This window comes from Rhodococcus mengyinensis (assembly GCF_048381435.1).
GTDB lineage: Bacteria > Actinomycetota > Actinomycetes > Mycobacteriales > Mycobacteriaceae > Rhodococcus_F > Rhodococcus_F opacus_D.
This window is the reverse complement of record NZ_JBLWIT010000145.1, coordinates 86,711-104,418: the sequence shown is the minus strand read 5'-3', so window position 1 is coordinate 104,418 and position 17,708 is coordinate 86,711. Positions and strand designations below refer to the sequence as shown.

Annotated in this window: 16 protein-coding genes and 1 pseudogene; 7 read left to right on the top strand and 10 right to left on the bottom strand. The window is 68.0% G+C overall.

Annotated features, from left to right (window positions below; translation table 11 throughout):
- Window positions 1–101: 101 nt before the first annotated feature.
- Window positions 102–869: an isoprenyl transferase gene (locus tag ACNJ7E_RS36905; RefSeq protein ID WP_247252984.1), complete on the top strand. Its 768-nt coding sequence runs from the start codon at window positions 102–104 to the stop codon at window positions 867–869.
- 41 nt (window positions 870–910) lie between these two features.
- Here ACNJ7E_RS36905 and coaA read toward each other — a convergent pair whose 3' ends face one another.
- A complete protein-coding gene (gene coaA / locus ACNJ7E_RS36900) occupies window positions 911–1,843 on the bottom strand; it encodes a type I pantothenate kinase (protein WP_280781538.1) in 933 nt (310 codons plus the stop codon).
- Window positions 1,844–2,012: 169 nt separating this feature from the next.
- Here coaA and ACNJ7E_RS36895 point away from each other — a divergent pair, with 169 nt between their 5' ends.
- The 3 genes from ACNJ7E_RS36895 to phoH2 all read left to right on the top strand — a co-directional run bounded on the left by ACNJ7E_RS36895 (window position 2,013) and on the right by phoH2 (window position 6,271).
- Window positions 2,013–3,233, top strand: coding sequence for a DUF885 domain-containing protein (locus tag ACNJ7E_RS36895; RefSeq protein ID WP_418342172.1), 1,221 nt, complete (start codon window positions 2,013–2,015; stop codon window positions 3,231–3,233).
- 66 nt (window positions 3,234–3,299) lie between these two features.
- Window positions 3,300–4,595, top strand: a complete 1,296-nt coding sequence (gene glyA / locus ACNJ7E_RS36890; RefSeq protein ID WP_005253714.1) for a serine hydroxymethyltransferase — start codon at window positions 3,300–3,302, stop codon at window positions 4,593–4,595.
- 308 nt (window positions 4,596–4,903) lie between these two features.
- A complete protein-coding gene (phoH2, locus tag ACNJ7E_RS36885) occupies window positions 4,904–6,271 on the top strand; it encodes an RNA 5'-3' helicase PhoH2 (protein WP_418342171.1) in 1,368 nt (455 codons plus the stop codon).
- Window positions 6,272–6,334: 63 nt separating this feature from the next.
- Here phoH2 and ACNJ7E_RS36880 read toward each other — a convergent pair whose 3' ends face one another.
- Window positions 6,335–6,766, bottom strand: a complete 432-nt coding sequence (locus ACNJ7E_RS36880; RefSeq protein ID WP_280781541.1) for a limonene-1,2-epoxide hydrolase family protein — start codon at window positions 6,764–6,766, stop codon at window positions 6,335–6,337.
- Window positions 6,767–6,792: 26 nt separating this feature from the next.
- Complete coding sequence (locus ACNJ7E_RS36875) at window positions 6,793–8,400, bottom strand: serine hydrolase (protein WP_418342170.1); 1,608 nt, start codon at window positions 8,398–8,400, stop codon at window positions 6,793–6,795.
- Between the two features lie 156 nt (window positions 8,401–8,556).
- On the opposite strand from ACNJ7E_RS36875, the gene ACNJ7E_RS36870 reads away from it, so the two are divergent.
- Complete coding sequence (locus tag ACNJ7E_RS36870) at window positions 8,557–9,414, top strand: acyl-ACP desaturase (protein WP_418342169.1); 858 nt, start codon at window positions 8,557–8,559, stop codon at window positions 9,412–9,414.
- 58 nt (window positions 9,415–9,472) lie between these two features.
- Here the strand turns inward: ACNJ7E_RS36870 and ACNJ7E_RS36865 are convergent, their stop codons facing one another.
- On the bottom strand, window positions 9,473–10,876 hold the full coding sequence (locus ACNJ7E_RS36865) for a class II fumarate hydratase (protein ID WP_418342168.1): 1,404 nt from the start codon (window positions 10,874–10,876) through the stop codon (window positions 9,473–9,475).
- A 98-nt stretch (window positions 10,877–10,974) separates the two neighbouring features.
- A complete protein-coding gene (glpX, locus tag ACNJ7E_RS36860) occupies window positions 10,975–12,015 on the bottom strand; it encodes a class II fructose-bisphosphatase (RefSeq protein ID WP_280781545.1) in 1,041 nt (346 codons plus the stop codon).
- Between the two features lie 190 nt (window positions 12,016–12,205).
- Here glpX and ACNJ7E_RS36855 point away from each other — a divergent pair, with 190 nt between their 5' ends.
- On the top strand, window positions 12,206–12,775 hold the full coding sequence (locus tag ACNJ7E_RS36855; protein ID WP_009479114.1) for a DUF4245 domain-containing protein: 570 nt from the start codon (window positions 12,206–12,208) through the stop codon (window positions 12,773–12,775).
- 14 nt (window positions 12,776–12,789) lie between these two features.
- Here ACNJ7E_RS36855 and ACNJ7E_RS36850 read toward each other — a convergent pair whose 3' ends face one another.
- From ACNJ7E_RS36850 to ACNJ7E_RS36840, 3 genes are read right to left on the bottom strand one after another with little or no spacing between them, the layout of a single operon-like run.
- Window positions 12,790–13,020: an exodeoxyribonuclease VII small subunit gene (locus tag ACNJ7E_RS36850; RefSeq protein WP_280781546.1), complete on the bottom strand. Its 231-nt coding sequence runs from the start codon at window positions 13,018–13,020 to the stop codon at window positions 12,790–12,792.
- A gap of 3 nt (window positions 13,021–13,023) precedes the next feature.
- On the bottom strand, window positions 13,024–14,280 hold the full coding sequence (xseA, locus tag ACNJ7E_RS36845) for an exodeoxyribonuclease VII large subunit (RefSeq protein WP_280781547.1): 1,257 nt from the start codon (window positions 14,278–14,280) through the stop codon (window positions 13,024–13,026).
- Window positions 14,277–14,912, bottom strand: a complete 636-nt coding sequence (locus ACNJ7E_RS36840; protein WP_280781548.1) for a lipid droplet-associated protein — start codon at window positions 14,910–14,912, stop codon at window positions 14,277–14,279. The genes xseA and ACNJ7E_RS36840 overlap by 4 nt, the downstream gene beginning before the upstream one ends.
- Before the next feature lie 142 nt (window positions 14,913–15,054).
- On the opposite strand from ACNJ7E_RS36840, the gene ACNJ7E_RS36835 reads away from it, so the two are divergent.
- Complete coding sequence (locus ACNJ7E_RS36835) at window positions 15,055–16,065, top strand: 4-hydroxy-3-methylbut-2-enyl diphosphate reductase (RefSeq protein ID WP_280781549.1); 1,011 nt, start codon at window positions 15,055–15,057, stop codon at window positions 16,063–16,065.
- 28 nt (window positions 16,066–16,093) lie between these two features.
- On the opposite strand, the gene ACNJ7E_RS36830 is transcribed toward ACNJ7E_RS36835, so the two are convergent.
- Both ACNJ7E_RS36830 and ACNJ7E_RS36825 read right to left on the bottom strand, forming a co-directional pair.
- Window positions 16,094–16,936 carry a DUF6542 domain-containing protein gene (locus tag ACNJ7E_RS36830; RefSeq protein WP_418342167.1) on the bottom strand — a complete coding sequence of 281 codons (843 nt, stop codon included), beginning with the start codon at window positions 16,934–16,936 and terminating at the stop codon, window positions 16,094–16,096.
- Window positions 16,937–16,959: 23 nt separating this feature from the next.
- Window positions 16,960–17,708 (bottom strand): annotated as a pseudogene (locus ACNJ7E_RS36825) (DNA recombination protein RmuC); the annotation flags it as partial.

Sequence of the window (17,708 nt, the reverse complement as noted above, 5' to 3'; positions counted from 1 at the left end):
GAGAGCGTACCCGTCGGTAGCGGCAAGCCGTGTGCTGTGTGACGGCCGTCGCGGAGCACCTTCGGGTGCGGCGTACTCTTGCGTGTCATGGTGATCTCCAGGTGAGTGCGCGAGGACTGCTGTACAGCATCTACGAGCGTCGGCTACTGAAGCGGCTCGACGGTCTACAGCACCCTCGGCACATTGCCGTGATGTGCGACGGCAACCGGCGGTGGGCCCGGGAAAACGGCTTCGAGGACGTCAGTCACGGCCACCGCATGGGTGCCCTGAAGATCTCCGAGATGCTCGGGTGGTGCGACGCCGCGGGCATCGAGATGGCCACCATCTACCTGCTGTCCACCGAGAACCTGCGCCGCGACCCCGGGGAACTCGACACCCTGCTCGAGATCATCACGGACGTCGTCGAGGAGATCTCCGGCCCCGACAAGAACTGGAGCGTCAAGATCGTCGGCGCCCTCGACCTCCTGCCCTCTGAACAGTCCCGCCGTCTGCGTGACGCGGCTGCCGGGACCGAGGGGCGCACCGGCACCCACGTCAACGTCGCGATCGGCTACGGCGGCCGCCAGGAGATCGCCGACGCCGTGCAGTCGCTGCTGAGCGAGAAACTCCTCGCGGGACTGTCGGGGGACGAACTGGTGAAATCGATCACAGTCGACGGCATCGACGGTCACCTCTACACGTCCGGCCAGCCCGACCCCGACCTCGTGATCCGCACGTCGGGGGAGCAGCGGCTGTCGGGGTTCCTGCTGTGGCAGAGCGCCTATTCCGAGATCTGGTTCACGGAGGCGTACTGGCCCGAGTTCCGCCGCGTCGACTTCCTCCGCGCGCTCCGCGACTACGCCGCCCGGCACCGCCGCTTCGGCGTCTGACGTGAGTGGCGAAGCGTGCCGGAACACACTTCGCCACTCACCTACAGCTTCCGCAGCCGCAGCCGGTTGATCGAATGATTGGCGTCCTTGCGCAGCACGAGCGTGGCACGCGGACGCGTCGGCAGGATGTTCTCCACGAGGTTCGGCCGGTTGATGTTGTGCCAGATCTCCTGAGCGGCAGCCGTCGCGTCCCGGTCGGACAATCCCGCATAGTGGTGGAAGTGCGCGTCGGGGTCGGAGAACGACGTCTTCCGCAGCGCGAGAAAACGCTGGATGTACCAGTTCTCGATGTCCTCGATGCGGGCGTCGACGTAGATCGAGAAGTCGAACAGATCCGACACCATCAGCCGTGGTCCGGTCTGCAGCACGTTGAGACCCTCGATGATGAGGATGTCGGGCTGCCGGATCAGGTGGTACTGGCCCGGGATGATGTCGTACGAGATGTGTGAATAGACCGGTGCGGCCACTTCCTCGGCCCCCGACTTCACCTCGGTGACGAACCGCAGCAACTTCCGGCGGTCGTAACTCTCGGGAAAGCCCTTGCGGTGCATGATCCCACGGCGGTTCAGTTCGGCCGTCGGATACAGGAAGCCGTCCGTCGTCACCAGGTCGACGCGCGGGTGGTGCTCCCACCGCGCGAGGAGGGCCTGGAGGACACGGGCCGTCGTGGATTTGCCGACCGCCACACTGCCGGCGACGCCGATCACGAACGGCACCTGCTGGTCGGGGTGCTTCTCGCCGAGGAACGTCGCGGTCGCTGCGAACAGTCGCTGCCTGGCCGCGACCTGCAGGTGGATGAGACGCGACAGCGGCAGGTACACCTCCGCGACCTCTTCGAGGTCGATCTGCTCGCCGAGGCCCCGCAGTCCGTACAGCTCTTCCTCGGTCAGGACGAGTGGCGTCGACTTACGCAGTGTGCGCCACTGCTTCCGGTCGAATTCGACGTACGGACTGGGTTCGCTCGTCCGCGCCATCAGTTCCGCTCACACTCGGGTACACGGGGGAGTGAGCGGTCCATGCCCAGAATCTCTGCCGTCGTCGTTGCGCTGGCGAGTAGCGGTTGCATAGTCGGATTGTGCTTGGTGCCACAGGCTGCGCTGTCGGCGGGTCGGGAACACGCGTCTGCGACTAAGGTCGGACGGCATGGAATCCGTTTCGTTCGTACGCGAATACTTGCTGCTCGGGCTGGGTTTCGACCGGCTGGAGGAAGGATTCGTCGACGCGTATACCGGCGATCCCGCGCTGCGCAGGCAGGTGGAGAACGCGCCGAAGCCCGATCCGCGCGACCTCGCGCGCACGGCGGCGAACCTCCGCGCGGAATTGCCGTCGGCCGGATTGTCCGAGGAGCGGACCCGGTTCCTCGACGTCCATCTCCGTGCCCTCGAATGCTCGGGGCGAAAGTTCGCGGGCGACGACGTCGGTTTCGTCGACGAGGTCGAGGCGTACTTCGACGTCCGCATCGAACGCGGCGACGAGGAGCAGTACCGGGAGGCGCACCGCAAGATGGACGCCGTGCTGCCCGGAACGGGGCCGCTCGCCGAACGCATCCAGGCCCACCGCGCGAAGGACGAGATCCCCGCGGACCGGTTGCAGGAATGTGTCGACGCCTTCTCGAGTGCCCTGCGCGACCTCGTGCGGGAGGATTACGCACTGCCCGACTCGGAGGTCGTGGAGTACGAGGTGGTGGGCGACAAGCCGTGGTCGGGGTTCAACTACTACCTCGGCGACTACCGGTCCCGGGTCGCGATCAACTCCGACCTCGAGCAGCACATGTCGAACCTGCCGCGGCTGATCGCGCACGAGTCGTACCCCGGCCACCACACCGAGCACTGCCGCAAGGAAGCCGGACTCGTCGGGTCGGGACAGCTCGAGCAGACGTTGTTCGTCGTCAACACCCCGCAGTGCCTGATGGCCGAGGGCCTCGCGGACCTCGCGCTCGAATCGATCGTCGGGTCCGACTGGGGGCTGTGGGCGCAGGAAATCTACGCCGACCTCGGCCTGCGATTCGACGGTGAGCAGGCGCAACGTTTGTCCGGGGCGTCCGGGCAGCTGCTCGGTGTGCGGCAGGACGCGGCGATGATGCTGCACGACGAGGGTCGCAGCCACGACGACGTCGCGGCGTTCCTGCAGCGGTGGAGTCTGTCGACCCCTGAGCGGGCCCGGCAGTCGCTGCGGTTCCTGTCCTCGCCGCTGTGGCGGGCGTACACCAGCACCTACGTGGAGGGATACCGCCTGCTCGGCGGCTGGCTGGCCGAGGTGCCCGTCGGCGCGGAGCGGTCGGAGCGGTTCCGTCGACTGCTCGACGAGCCGCTCGTTCCCAGCGTCCTGCGCGCCGGTGAGGGGTACCTCACCGCGGGCGGTTAGGAAGTCCTCACGGATACTTCGTAGACTGGGAGCATTCGTTTCCGCATCCAGCTTGGAGATCCCTCGATGACCGCTGTGCCCGGTACCGACGTCAACACGGCCCCCCTCGCCGAACTCGACCCCGAAGTCGCCCAGGCCATGGCAGGTGAGCTGGCCCGTCAGCGCGACACGCTGGAGATGATCGCGTCGGAGAACTTCGTTCCCCGCGCGGTCCTCCAGGCTCAGGGCAGCGTCCTCACCAACAAGTACGCCGAGGGATACCCGGGACGCCGCTACTACGGCGGCTGCGAGCACGTCGACGTCATCGAGGATCTCGCCCGCACCCGCGCCAAGGAACTGTTCGGCGCCGACTTCGCGAACGTCCAGCCGCACTCCGGCGCACAGGCCAACGCGGCGGTCCTGATGGCCCTGATGAACCCGGGTGAGAAGCTCCTCGGCCTCGACCTGGCGCACGGCGGCCACCTCACGCACGGCATGAAGCTGAACTTCTCCGGCAAGCTCTACGACGTCGAGTCGTACGGGGTCAGCAAGGAAGACCACCGCATCGACATGGACGAGGTCCGCAAGATCGCCGTCGCCGCGCAGCCGAAGGTCATCGTCGCCGGCTGGTCCGCATACCCGCGTCACGAGGACTTCGCCGCGTTCCGTTCCATCGCCGACGAGGTCGGCGCGTACCTGTGGGTCGACATGGCGCACTTCGCGGGCCTGGTCGCTGCCGGGCTGCACCCGTCGCCCGTGCCCTACGCCGACGTCGTGTCCAGCACCGTCCACAAGACGCTCGGCGGGCCGCGCTCCGGCCTGATCCTCGCCAAGCAGGAATGGGCGAAGAAGCTCAACTCCGCCGTCTTCCCCGGCCAGCAGGGCGGGCCGCTGATGCACGCCATCGCCGCCAAGGCCGTCTCCCTGAAGATCGCGGGCACCGAGGAGTTCAAGGACCGCCAGCAGCGCACCCTGACCGGCGCCAAGATCCTCGCCGAGCGCCTGACCGGCGCCGATGTCGTCGACAAGGGCGTCAGCGTCCTCACCGGCGGCACCGACGTCCACCTCGTGCTCGTCGACCTGCGCAACTCGCAGCTCGACGGCCAGCAGGGTGAGGACCTCCTCCACGAGGTCGGCATCACCGTCAACCGCAACGCGGTGCCGTTCGACCCGCGCCCGCCGATGGTCACGTCCGGCCTCCGGATCGGCACCGCGGCGCTCGCATCGCGTGGATTCGGGGACGAGCAGTTCACCGAGGTCGCCGACATCATCGGCACCGCACTCGCCGGATCGTCCGACGTCGAGACGCTGAAGTCCCGCGTGTCCAAGCTCGCCGCCGACTTCCCGCTGTACGAGGGACTCGAGGACTGGCGCCTGATCTAGGCGGCTCCACCGCCCGTGCGTGGCCTGCGAGTGCAAGGACTCGTTAACCACGCACGGGCGCCGCAGGCGCCTCCGCGTAACTTGATGTTCACCGACACGCCCGCCGCTCGCACGGCCGTCCGGCGTGTTTGGCAGTACCGTCGGGGGTAACAGGCAGCGGGGAAGTTGCTTGTACGGGAGGTCCTGATCGTGGCTGACACACTCAGTGCGAGGGGGCCGGCGCCCGGCCCTCGTGTGGTGACACACCAGGGACGGACCGGTCCAGCGAACCGAGTTTGCGTGGGTGCCACGCAGACCTAGGAGCCAACGTGACTGCTTCACGCTCCGTCTCAGCCCGCGTCGGACGTTCGTCCGCCGCCCCCAGGAAATCGTCGGATTCTGCAGTTCGTACATTCGTACTCGACACCTCCGTACTGCTGTCCGACCCCTGGGCCGTCACCAGGTTCGCCGAGCACCGTGTGGTGCTTCCCCTCGTCGTGATCAGCGAGCTCGAAGGGAAGCGGCACCACCACGAGTTGGGATGGTTCGCAAGAGAATCGCTGCGCATGCTCGACGACCTCCGTCTGGAATACGGTCGTCTCGACCAGCCCGTGCCGATCGGCACCGAGGGCGGCACCCTGCAGGTCGAGCTGAACCACACCGACCCGTCGGTTCTCCCGGTCGGATTCCGCACGGACAGCAACGATTCGAGGATCCTGGCCTGCGCCCTGAACCTCGAGGCCGAGGGCGGTGACGTCGTCCTGGTCAGCAAGGACATCCCGCTGCGTGTGAAGGCCGGGGCGGTGGGTCTTCCCGCCGACGAGTACCACGCCCACGACGTCGTTCCGTCCGGTTGGACGGGTATGACCGAACTGGATGTGGCGTCCTCATCGATCGACGAACTGTTCTCCGAGGGTGTCGTCGATCTGGAGGAGGCTCGGGAACTTCCGTGCCACACGGGTATTCGGCTGCTGGGCGGTTCGTCGAGCGCACTGGGCCGGGTGAACGCCGACAAGCGGGTGCAGTTGGTGCGGGGGGAGCGTGAGGCATTCGGTCTGCACGGACGTTCGGCCGAGCAGCGGATCGCCCTGGACATCCTGCTGGACGACAGTGTGGGCATCGTGTCGCTGGGCGGCAAGGCGGGCACCGGCAAGTCGGCGCTGGCGTTGACGGCGGGGCTGGAGGCGGTGCTCGAGCGCCGTACCCAGCGGAAAGTCGTTGTCTTCCGGCCGCTCTACGCGGTGGGCGGGCAGGAACTCGGCTACCTGCCGGGTAGTGAGAGCGAGAAGATGGGCCCGTGGGCCCAGGCGGTCTTCGACACTCTCGACGGCCTCGCCAGCACCGAGGTGATGGACGAGGTGATCAGCCGCGGCATGCTGGAAGTGTTGCCACTCACGCATATTCGCGGCCGGTCACTGCACGATTCGTTCGTGATCGTGGACGAGGCGCAGTCGCTGGAACGCAACGTGCTGCTCACGGTGCTGTCCCGGCTCGGCACCGGCTCCCGGGTGATCCTCACTCACGACGTCGCGCAGCGCGACAACCTGAGGGTCGGACGTCACGACGGTGTGGCCGCGGTGATCGAGAAGCTCAAGGGGCATCCGCTGTTCGCGCACGTCACGTTGACGCGCAGTGAGCGTTCGCCGATCGCGGCGCTCGTGACGGAGATGCTGGAGGAGTTCGGGCCGACGCCGTAGGCGCCTGCCCCGCAGCGTGATCCGCCCGATGCCGCACGGTCCGTGCGGCATCGGGCGGAAACGTCAGAAGGCGCGCACGATACCTTTGAGCGTGCCCCACAGGAAGTCTCGGCTGCTGAAGTAGTCGCGCCAGACGGCGATCTTGCCGTCCTTCATCTCGAACGTGCCGCACACCCAGAATTCGCTGCGCAGCCGCTTGTAGATCAGGACGTCGGTGCGTTCGGTCAGCACGGCCGTACCGTCGCCGGCGATGTGGTGCAGCCGCACGTCGAATCCGACACCGGGGCGGCTCATTCCGCGGAGTATCCGCATGACGGAGCCGAGTCCGCGGATCTTGGGCAGGGACACGTTGTGCCACACGATGTCCTGGTGCAGATACTGCTGCGCGGCGTCCGGGTCGCCGGCGACGAGTGCGTCCAGGAATGCCCGGACCGCCTGGACATCTGCCGTGTCCGTTCGAGCGGTTCCCGTGGGTGCGTGCGAGTTCGTGCTCATGATCTTCTTCCCGTCGATGTGTCGGCTCAGCGGACGAATGTCCCCCGGCCTTCCGTGTCGTAGAACTCGAGTGTGACGTTGTTGCCGGCGAACGTGGCCTTCGAGATGGTTCCGGGTGGGGCGTTCTCACCGCGGGGTGTGAAAGTGAAGGTGTCGCCGTCCCAGTGGGTGAGTGGGAAGGTCTGCCCGGCGGGTCCGAGCTGGAGCGTCAGCGCACCGTTGCTCTCGGTGACGACGGCGGGACCCCAGTACGGGTTGCCGTAGGTGCCCGCGTAGGTCGGGAGGGGCTGCGGCGGTGCCGGGTTCGCGGGGGCCGTCTGGCCGACGAGACTGCCCTCGGGCTCGTCCATCGGCGCGATGGCCTGCCGGTACAACGACCTCCAGTCCTCGCGGATCTCCCCGAACTGCACGAGGTCGGCGAACTCGGCGGTGAGGGACTCGGGGATGCCGATGGGCGACCCGTTGGTCAGCGCGACGATGGCGACGTCGGCGGACGGTATCGCGACGAAATTCGTCGCCACCCCGAGCTGGAACCCGCCCGAATGGCTGAGGGAAACCCGCCCTGCCGGGGTGGTCGAGACGTTGAACCCGTACCCGTACGACCCCGGACGGCTGTCCATCGACCGCGGTGGGCTGGACACCATCTGAGGACTGACCGCGGGGAGCAGTGCCTCGGGTGACACGATCTCCTTGCCCTCGAACGTTCCGTCGGCCAGCAGCATCGCCAGCCATTTGCCCATGTCGTTGACGGAGGAGCTCACCCCGCCTGCGGGGGACTGGGCGTCGGGGTCGCGTACCGCGTCGGCGACGTACTTGCCGTCGACGAGTTGGTGCGCGACAGCGCGGTCGCTGCGGGCCTGATACTCGGCGAATCGCGAACTCGTGGACGACATCCCCAGCGGCTGGTAGATCGTCTGCTCGGACAGCGTGGCCCAGTCCGTCCCGGACGCCGCCGCGACGGCCTCCGCCGCCGCGGTGAGGCCGAAGTTGGTGTACTCGTAGGTGATCCGGAACGGGTTCAGCGGTTCGAGCCGGAGCTTGTCGAGCACCTGCTGCTGGTTGTAACCCAGGTCCTCGAGCAGATCGCCGGCATGGTCGGGCAACCCGGACCGGTGCGAGTACAGATCGCCCACCGTGACGTGCTCGGTGACCCACGGGTCCGCGAGGGCGAAACCGGGCGACTTGGACACCACGGGAGTGTCCCAGCCGACGACACCGGCATCGACCTGGTGGGCCACCACCGTGGACCCCACCGATTTCGACATCGACGCCAGCTGGAACACGGTGTCGGCGTCCACCTTCTGATCGGTGCCGGCCTCGCGCACGCCGAATCCCTTCGCGTACACGGTCTGCCCACCGTGGACGACGGCGACCGCCATGCCCGGCAGTCCGGAACTCTCCATCAGCTCGTTCGCCAGGTCGTCGAGACGGCCCACGGCGTCGTCGATCTGACCGTCCGGGATATCGACGCCCGCGACCGTCCCCGGGTTCGGTTGCGACGACTCCGAGGTGGGGTTCGCGCCGGACGTCGAGGCGGAACCGGCGTCGTCTGCGTCGGAGCCGCAACCCGTCACCAGTGACCCGCCGAGCGCGAGAGCCGACAGAAGTATCGTCAGGTTCCGCTGTCTGCGCATGGGTGATCCTCTGCTCGGGCCCGGGGTAACCGTGAACTGCCAGCGTAACGACTGCAAGCCCATGACCAGGCTGTTTTCGTCACAACGCCGCCGTTGTTCCCGTCGAATTCACCAGTGGTCGACCCGGCGCCCGGGCGCGGACGCTACGGTGTGCGGATGCCGATTGAAAAGAATGACTCGCAGCTGCTCAGTGAGCTGGCCCCGGTGGTGGACGAAAACCTCACACGTCACATCGCCGAGGCGGACGGCTGGCAGCCGCACGATCTGGTCCCGTGGGACCAGGGCAAGAACTTCGCGTTCATGGGTGGAACGGATTGGTCGGCAGATCAGTCGACCCTGAGCGACGTCGAGGCGCTCGCACTGACGGTGGGTGTGCTGGTGGCGGACAACGTCCCCGCGTACCACCGGGAGATCGCCAAGCACCTCGCCCAGGTGGGCCCGTGGTGGCGCTGGGTGGGCCGCTGGACCGCGGAGGAGAACCGGCACTCCATCGTGCTCCGGAACTACCTGATGGTGACGCGCGCCGTCGACCCCGTCGCCCTCGAGCGCGCCCGGATGGACGAGATGGTCCGCGGCTACGCGATGCCGCCGATGCACCTGCTCGAGATGCTCGCGAACTCCGCGTTCGAGGAGAAGGCCGCGGCGGTGCGTCATCACAACACGGCAGCACTCGGCGAGGACCCGCTGGTGGCCGTGATCGCCGAGCGGCTGGCCACGGACGACGAACTGCAGTCGCTGTTCTACCGGAACCTCGTCGAGGCCGCGTTCGAGCTGGTACCCGACCAGACGATGCGGGCCATCGCATCGCGGATCGAGGCCTTCGACGTGCCGAGCGTGGCCCTGCCCGGCGGAACCGACAGCACCGCCGTGCTCGCCGAGGCCGGCATCTACGACCCCGCCCAGCAGGGGGAGAAGGTGTTCGCGCCGCTGCTTCGCTCCTGGAACATCGCTGGGCGCACCGATCTCGGCCCGGAGGGCGAGAAGGCCCGCGACGAGCTGTCCGCGCTGCTGTAAGACTTCTGCGCGAGAGGGCCCGCACTCCGGCGAGTGCGGGCCCTCTCCGTCGGCCGGGTCAGTCCTTGACCTTCGCCATCGCCAGCACGTCGAGACGCTTGTCGAGTTCCTCCTCGCTCAGCTTGTCGCCGATCAGACCGCGGGCGGCGACGGTCTCGCGGATGGTCTTCTTCTCCTTCAGCGCCTGCTTGGCGACAGCCGCGGCCTCCTCGTACCCGATCGCGGAGTTCAGTGGCGTCACGATGGACGGCGACGATTCCGCGAGGGTCTTGAGGTGCTCGGTGTTCGCGACGAGCCCCACGACGCACCGGTCGGCGAACAGCCGCGTGACGTTGGCCAGCAACGTCAACGATTCGAGCAGGTTCCGCGCCATCATCGGGATGTAGACGTTGAGCTCGAACGCGCCCGCGGCGCCGCCCCACGCGACCGCGGCATCGTTGCCGACCACCTGAGCGGCGACCTGGGTGGCCGCCTCCGGGAGCACCGGATTGACCTTGCCGGGCATGATCGAACTGCCGGGCTGCAGGTCGGGGAGACGGATCTCGCCGAGACCGGTGAGCGGCCCCGATCCCATCCAGCGGATGTCGTTGGCGATCTTGGTCAGGGACACCGCGATCGTGCGCAGCGCGCCGGACGCCTCCACCAGCCCGTCCCGCGCCGCCTGCGCCTCGAAACTGTTCTTCGCCGGTGTGAGGGCGTCGACTCCCGTCGCCTTGACCAGTTCGGCGACGACCTTCGGGCCGAACCCGTCGGGGGCATTGAGCCCCGTTCCGACCGCGGTGCCGCCGATGGGCAGCTCACCGAGCCGGGGAAGGCAGGCCACGACCCGCTCCATCCCCGCCTCCATCTGACGGGCGTAACCGCCGAACTCCTGGCCGAGGGTCACCGGGACGGCGTCCATGAGGTGGGTGCGGCCCGACTTCACGACGGTCTTCCACTCGGTGGACTTGTCGAGCAGGGCCAGGCGCAGGTGGTCGAGGGCGGGGAGGAGGTCCTTCACCGCGGACTCGGTGGCCGCGACGTGCGTCGCGGTGGGAAACGTATCGTTGGACGACTGCGACATGTTGACATCGTCGTTGGGGTGGACGACCACACCGTTCGCCGCGGCGATCGACGCGATCACCTCGTTGGCGTTCATGTTGGAACTGGTGCCCGAGCCCGTTTGGAAGACGTCGATGGGGAACTGATCGTCGTGCTTGCCTTCGGCGATCTCGCCCGCCGCCGCGATGATGGCATCCGCCTTCTCGGCGTCGAGGAGGCCGAGATCCTTGTTGACCTGCGCACAGGCTGCCTTCAGCAGACCCATCGCACGTATCTGGGTGCGCTCGAGACCTCGACCGCTGATCGGGAAGTTCTCGACGGCGCGCTGAGTTTGCGCGCGCCACAGGGCATCCACGGGCACCCGCACCTCGCCCATGGTGTCGTGTTCGATCCGGTACTGCTGCTCGTTGCTCTCGGTCATGCGTCAAACATGCCACTTCCGAGCGCGTCGTGGGGCGCTCCCCGTGCGCCTTTCCGGTAGCCGGAGCTACCGGAAAGGCGCACGGGCAGCGGAGCTGCCTAGAACGTCGGCGGAACGGCGCCGTCTTCGCCCGTGAAGTCCACGGACGAGTACTCGCGCAGCTTCTCGAGACGGTGGTACGCGTCGATCATGCGGACGGTGCCCGACTTCGACCGCATCACGATCGACTGGGTCGAGGCGCCGCCGCCGTAGTAGCGGACGCCGCGGAGCAGGTCGCCGTCCGTGACGCCGGTGGCGCAGAAGAAGACGTTCTCACCCGACACGAGATCTTCGGTGGTGAGCACACGGTCCAGGTCGTGGCCTGCGTCGATGGCCTTCTGACGCTCGGCGTCGTCGGTCGGGGCCAGCCGGCCCTGCAGCGAACCACCCATACAGCGCATGGCGGCGGCGGCGATGATGCCCTCGGGCGTGCCACCGGTGCCGATCAGGATGTCGGTGCCCGACTCCGGACGCGCGGCGGCGATCGCACCCGCGACGTCGCCGTCGGAGATGAGACGGATCCGGGCGCCGGTGTCCCGGACCTCCTGGATGAGCCGGGCGTGCCGCGGACGGTCGAGGATGCAGACCGTCACGTCGGAGGGGGACGCCTTGCGGACCTTCGCGACGCGTTTGATGTTCTCGGCGACGGGCGCTGTGATGTCGATGACATCGGCGGCGTCGGGGCCGACGGCGATCTTCTCCATGTAGAACACGGCAGACGGGTCGAACATCGCGCCGCGCTCGGCGACCGCGAGGACGGCGATCGCGTTGGGCATGCCCTTCGCCATCAGGGTGGTTCCGTCGACCGGGTCGACGGCGAAATCGCATTCGGGTCCGTCGCCGTTGCCGACCTCTTCGCCGTTGAACAGCATCGGGGCTTCGTCCTTCTCGCCCTCGCCGATGACGACGACGCCGCGCATCGAGACCGAGCTCACGAGCTGGCGCATGGCGTCGACGGCGGCGCCGTCGCCACCCTCCTTGTCGCCACGGCCGACCCAGCGACCGGCAGCCATCGCACCAGCCTCGGTGACTCGGACCAATTCAAGAGCAAGATTTCGGTCCGGGGCCTCGCGGCGACTCGAAGTGGTGCTAGCCGTCATGGGCAGTGCCTCCTGGTGCAGTCACGGTCGACGTTGTACGTCGACGCTGTGTCGGTGGCCGTCGGCCGCCGAGTGTCGGGTGGATCTCGCCTGCTGATTCTCCCAGAAAGAAGTGTGACGTGCGCTGCTGGGGCGCGAATCACGGGACCGAGAATCGTTGTTCCGGGACCGACCCTGGATACTGGTGGGCGTGGCATCCGATAAACCCCGCATCCTGCACAACAACCGCGACATGGTGTGGTCGCTCGTACCCCTTGTCCTGTTCTGCGTACTGATCGCGGGTATCGCCAGCCAGTGCACGTTCAGCCCGGGCGGGCCCACCAGTGGCCCGATCCCCAGCTTCGACGTCGACGCGGCGCTGAAGTACGACGCCCAGGACCTGCCGTTCCCGGTGCGCAAGCCGGAGACGCCGGAGGGCTGGACGCCCAACTCGGGCAGCCGCAGCATCGTCAGCGGCGACGGCGGCGGCGATTCGAGCACCGTCGGATTCATTACCGAGGCCGGCCGCTACATCCAGCTGACGCAGAGCAATGCCGTCGAGACGGTGCTCGTGCCGTTCGTCGCCGGTGGTCCGCGTACGGCGACGGGAACCGAGGACGTCGCAGGTCACAGCTGGATCGTGTACGGCGGGGAGGGTGTCGAGCCGATCTGGGTCTCCGACTTCGGCGACGTCCGGCTCCTCGTGACGGGCAGTGCGTCACCCGAGGCGTTCGAGCAGCTCACCACCGCCGCGGCCGACGCCCCGATCCTCGCCGCCTGACGATCGAGGGAGGGTCAGCCCTCGTCCTCGGCGTGGGCGAGGGCCGTCTCGACGCGCTTGCGCGCCCCGGCGAGGTGTTCCTCGCAGCGTTTGGCCAGGGCCTCGCCCCGCTCCCACAGTGCGAGTGACGCGTCGAGGTCGAGGCCGCCCTGTTCGAGCACCTTGACCACGTCGACGAGTTCGTCGCGCGCCGCCTCGTAACCGAGCTCCGCGATGTCGGTGTCGTTTCCGGTGGGCTTACTCATGTCCTACTTGTCCTTTCCCATCACCGCGGCACGGATTGCGCCGTCGGCGACTCGAACGCGAATCTGGGTGCCCGGTGGGGCGTCGTCGACCGAACGCAGTACCTCGGGATCGCCGTCGGGCACGATCCGCTGAACCACGGAGTAGCCGCGGGCCAGGGTCGCGGCGGGCCCGAGGGTCGTCAGCCGTGCACGAAGGTGCTCGATCGTGGTGCTCTCCGCGGCGATCGCCCGGCTGACATCGCGTCGCCCGGCCTCCCGCAGTCGCTCGACCTCGTCCGACCGGTGGTCGAGTGCGCGCAGCGGGTCGGCGAGTACCGGCCGGCTCCGCAGCTGGGAGATCAGGTGCGACTCGCGCTGCACCCAGTTGCGCAGCGCAGCCGCGCTCCGCGACCGCAATTCGCCGACGAGTGCCTGCTCGGCGACCGCGTCCGGCACCACCCGCTTGGCGGCATCCGTCGGTGTCGCGGCCCGCAGGTCGGCGACGTGATCGCTGAGCGGACTGTCCGGCTCGTGGCCGATGGCGCTGACCACCGGTGTTCGGCAGGCAACGATCGCGCGGCACAGCGTCTCGTCGGAGAACGGCAGCAGATCCTCCACACTGCCGCCGCCGCGCGCGAGGATGATCACGTCGACGTGCGGGTCGGCGTCCAGTTCCTTCAATGCGTCGAGGATCTGCGGCACGGCGGTCGCGCCCTGCACCGGGGTGTTGCGCACCTCGAAGCGCACGGCGGGCCAGCGGCGCTGCGACACACTGAGGACGTCGTGCTCGGCGGCGCTCGCGCGACCGGTGATCAGCCCGATGGTGCCCGGCAGGAACGGCAACGGACGCTTCAGCCGAGGGTCGAACAGACCCTCCGCGGCCAGCAGCGCGCGCAACCGCTCGATTCGGGCGAGGAGTTCACCGATCCCGATCGCGCGGATCTCCGTCACCCGCAGCGAGACCGACCCTCGGCCCGTGTAGAACGACAACTTGCCGAACATCACCACCCGGCTGCCCTCGGTGAGCGGGACGGGGGAGTTCTGCAACAGCTGCGGGGAACAGGTCACCGACAACGACATGTCCACGGACGGATCCCGCAGCACAAGAAACGCGGTCCGGGTTCCCGGACGCGCGTTGATCTGGGTGATCTGCCCCTCGACCCAGACACTCCCGAGCCGGTCGATCCACTGTGCGACCTTGGCCGACACGGTGCGGACCGGCCAGGGCTGCTCGGCGGTACTCGGTCCGGTACTGGCTGCGCGGGGCTGTGCGGAGGTCACTTGGCCTTGGCGGAGGTGATGCGGTTGGTCAGCATGGTCTGGAACGGCGCGCGTGCCAGGGTCGCGTTCTCGTAGTCCAGCAGCGTCGTGAGGTCTTCGACGGACAGGCTGCGCAGGCGCGCCCGCAGCTGGGCGAGCGTCAGCGTGCCGTAGTCGAGTACGACGGCGATCTCGGGTTCGGCCACCGTCGGCGCGGAGGTCGCGGCCTTCTTGCTCGCCGACGTCACGGGGGCCGAGCCGTTGGTCGTGGCGGCGGGAGCAGCCTTCGGGGTCGAGACCTTCTCGGGAGTGCTCTCTTCCTGCGGGCTCAGCGAGTACAGGGCGAACCGGCCCGGTCCGGCCGGCCGCTCGTCAGTCACGCCGTCGACAACAGGTTCCGGATCGGTGTCGTCGTCGAAGACGGCCCAGGCCGGCTGCTCGTCGTCGTGGGTCCAGTTGATCAGTGCGAAAGCCTGGTCGCCCTTGATGGCCAGCGCCGTCATGGACTGCTGAACACGCATCGTGGTCTGCAGCACCTGACTGACCGCGGTCATGGGCAGGGTCGCTGCGGTGGTCGGCAGCTTCCTGGCCTCTTCGACGGCCGTCACGGCGATTCCAGCGGCGACACGCGCCATGAAGGGGGGACGAATCATTCCCACAGCCTGCCTGACAACGGCACGTTTGGGTAGCCGACGTGCCCACAGCGCCGACGACTTCGGTGCGACGATGCGCACACTACCCGGCCGAGACCCCGCGAAAGTGTCGTCCGTTCGGGGTGACCCGTAGTCTGGAACCATGTCTTCGGCTGTTCCACTCAATGTGGGTATCACACGTTCGGCAGATTCGGGGGCGTCGCGTGCCGACGGCGAGAAGCGGGTACTGCTCGCGGAGCCCCGCGGCTACTGCGCCGGCGTGGACCGCGCCGTCGAGACGGTGGAGAAGGCGCTCGAGAAGCACGGCGCCCCGATCTACGTCCGCAAGGAGATCGTCCACAACCGGCACGTCGTCGAGACGCTCACCGATCAGGGTGTCGTCTTCGTCGACGAGACGGACGAGGTTCCGGAGGGCGCGCTGCTGGTGTTCTCCGCCCACGGCGTGTCTCCCGCGGTCCACGAATCGGCCGCGGCGCGCAACCTGCGCACCATCGACGCCACGTGCCCGCTGGTCACGAAGGTCCACCAGGAAGCCAAGCGCTTCGCCCGCGACGACTTCGACATCCTCCTGATCGGCCACGAGGGCCACGAGGAAGTGGAGGGCACCGCCGGTGAGGCCCCCGATCACGTGCAACTGGTCGACGGACCCGACTCCGTCGACGCCGTGACGGTCCGCGACGAATCGAAGGTCATCTGGTTGTCGCAGACCACGTTGAGCGTCGACGAGACGATGCAGACGGTCGCCCGGCTGCGGGAGCGTTTCCCCAATCTGCAGGACCCGCCGAGCGACGACATCTGCTACGCCACCCAGAACCGTCAGGTGGCGGTCAAGGCGATGGCACCCGAATGCGACCTCGTCATCGTCGTCGGATCCCGCAACTCCTCGAACTCCGTTCGTCTCGTCGAGGTCGCACTGAACGCGGGCGCGAAGGCGTCGTACCTGGTCGACTACGCGCGCGAAGTGGATCCGGCCTGGCTCGACGGCGTCCGGACGGTCGGGATCACGTCCGGTGCGTCCGTGCCGGAGATCCTGGTGCGCGGTGTGATCGATCTGCTCGACGAGCACGGATTCCACGACGTCCAGCCGGTCACCACGGCCAACGAGACGCTGGTCTTCGCACTGCCGCGCGAGCTGCGCGCCGCGCGGACCTGATCGGCCCGCTACCTGCCGCGTCCCTGCTCTAGCGGGGCTGCTCCGTCTCGAACGGCGGCTCGTACCGGTCGCGGTAACGCACCTGCGGAATGGGGTGGGCCGGCACGTCGGGGTTCGGCCGGGGTCGCGGCGTCGTCCGCGGCGGGACCGAACGCGGCGCCTGACTGGTGCGCGGAGGCGCCGAGCGGGGTGCCTGCGCTGCCCGGTCGACCATCGGTGGTGGGGGCGTGGTGCGTCCCCCCGACGACGACGATCGGCGAGGCGGTGGGGTGGCTGCCCGTCGCCCCGAGCGGGGGTGTTCCCGCGCAGCGTCCCTGTCACGCGCCCGGCGCGACGGCGGAGACAGCTCGGACTCCTCGGCTGCGCGTCGAGGGCGGGCGGCGCGTGGCGCCCGCTGCGCGCGTCGCCGCTCGGAGGTGCGGGCGGGACCGGTCTTGCGTTGCTGCAGCAGGAAGAGGCGGAGGCCACCGATCAGCAGGGTCACCACGGTGGCGGCGAGCATTACCGGGAAACGGTTGACCAGCGGATATGCGACGTTGATCGCCAGGTCTTTCAGTGCGGTGCTGTTCTCCTCCGCGATGAGACTCTGCCCGAGCGGCACCGCGACGAACAGGATCAGCGGCGGCTGGACGATCGCGGTGAACAGCGCCCGATTGCCGGCAGCCGCCACGGCCAGAACGCAGCCGAGGAAATAGAACGTGGAGAACGCAGCCGTGAGTTCCGTGCCACGAGCCGCATCGACAGCGAATCCGACAAAGGTGACTCCGACGGCCAGGAGAATGACACCCCACCAGGGGAGACCGGGGACCGTAGGGACAATCGACCGCCTGTCGAGCGGCACCCCAGAGCGAGCACGTTGGGTTGCAGACACACAACGACAGTAGCGGCAACTTGTTAACTAGCCTCGTTGGCGTGACCGGTAGAGCCTGAGAGATCCTCGAGATTTGTGCGTCGCGGCCACGAATCGACGGCGCTGACCTCGGTGACATCGCCGTCGAACACATCGAGGTCGTGGAGCTTGCGGGCGGTGACTGTGACCCGGGACTCCATCGACGCGACAGTGAGATTGAACGAGTCGACGGCCTTGCCGAGTTGTGAGCCGAGGCGGTCGAGATGCGCACCGACCGTGCCCAGCCGCGAATACAGCTCCCGGCCGAGTTGGTGGATCTTCGCGGCGTCCTGCGACAGCGCCTCCTGGCGCCAGGTGTGCGCGATGGTCCGCAGCAAGGCGATGAGAGTGGTGGGGTGGCGAGGATCACGTTCCGTGAGAACGCGTGCTCGAGCAGCCCGGAGTCGGCGGTCAGCGCCGCGTCCAGGAACGGGTCGCCGGGCACGAACAGCACCACGAACTCCGGCGTCGGGTCGAACGACTCCCAATACGTCTTGTCGGCCAACTGGTCGACGTGCGTGCGCAGCTGCCGGGCGTGCCGGGTGAGGTGCTGTTCCCTTGCGATCGGGTCTTCGGTCTGCGCAGCGTCCAGGTATGCCGCGAACGGGACCTTGGCGTCGACCACGATCTGCTTGCCGCCCGCGAGGTACACCAGCAGGTCGGGGCGGACACCGTCCTTCGACACCCGGGTGTCGAAGTCGCAGTGCCGGACCATCCCGGCCAGTTCGACCACCCGCTCCAGCTGGATCTCGCC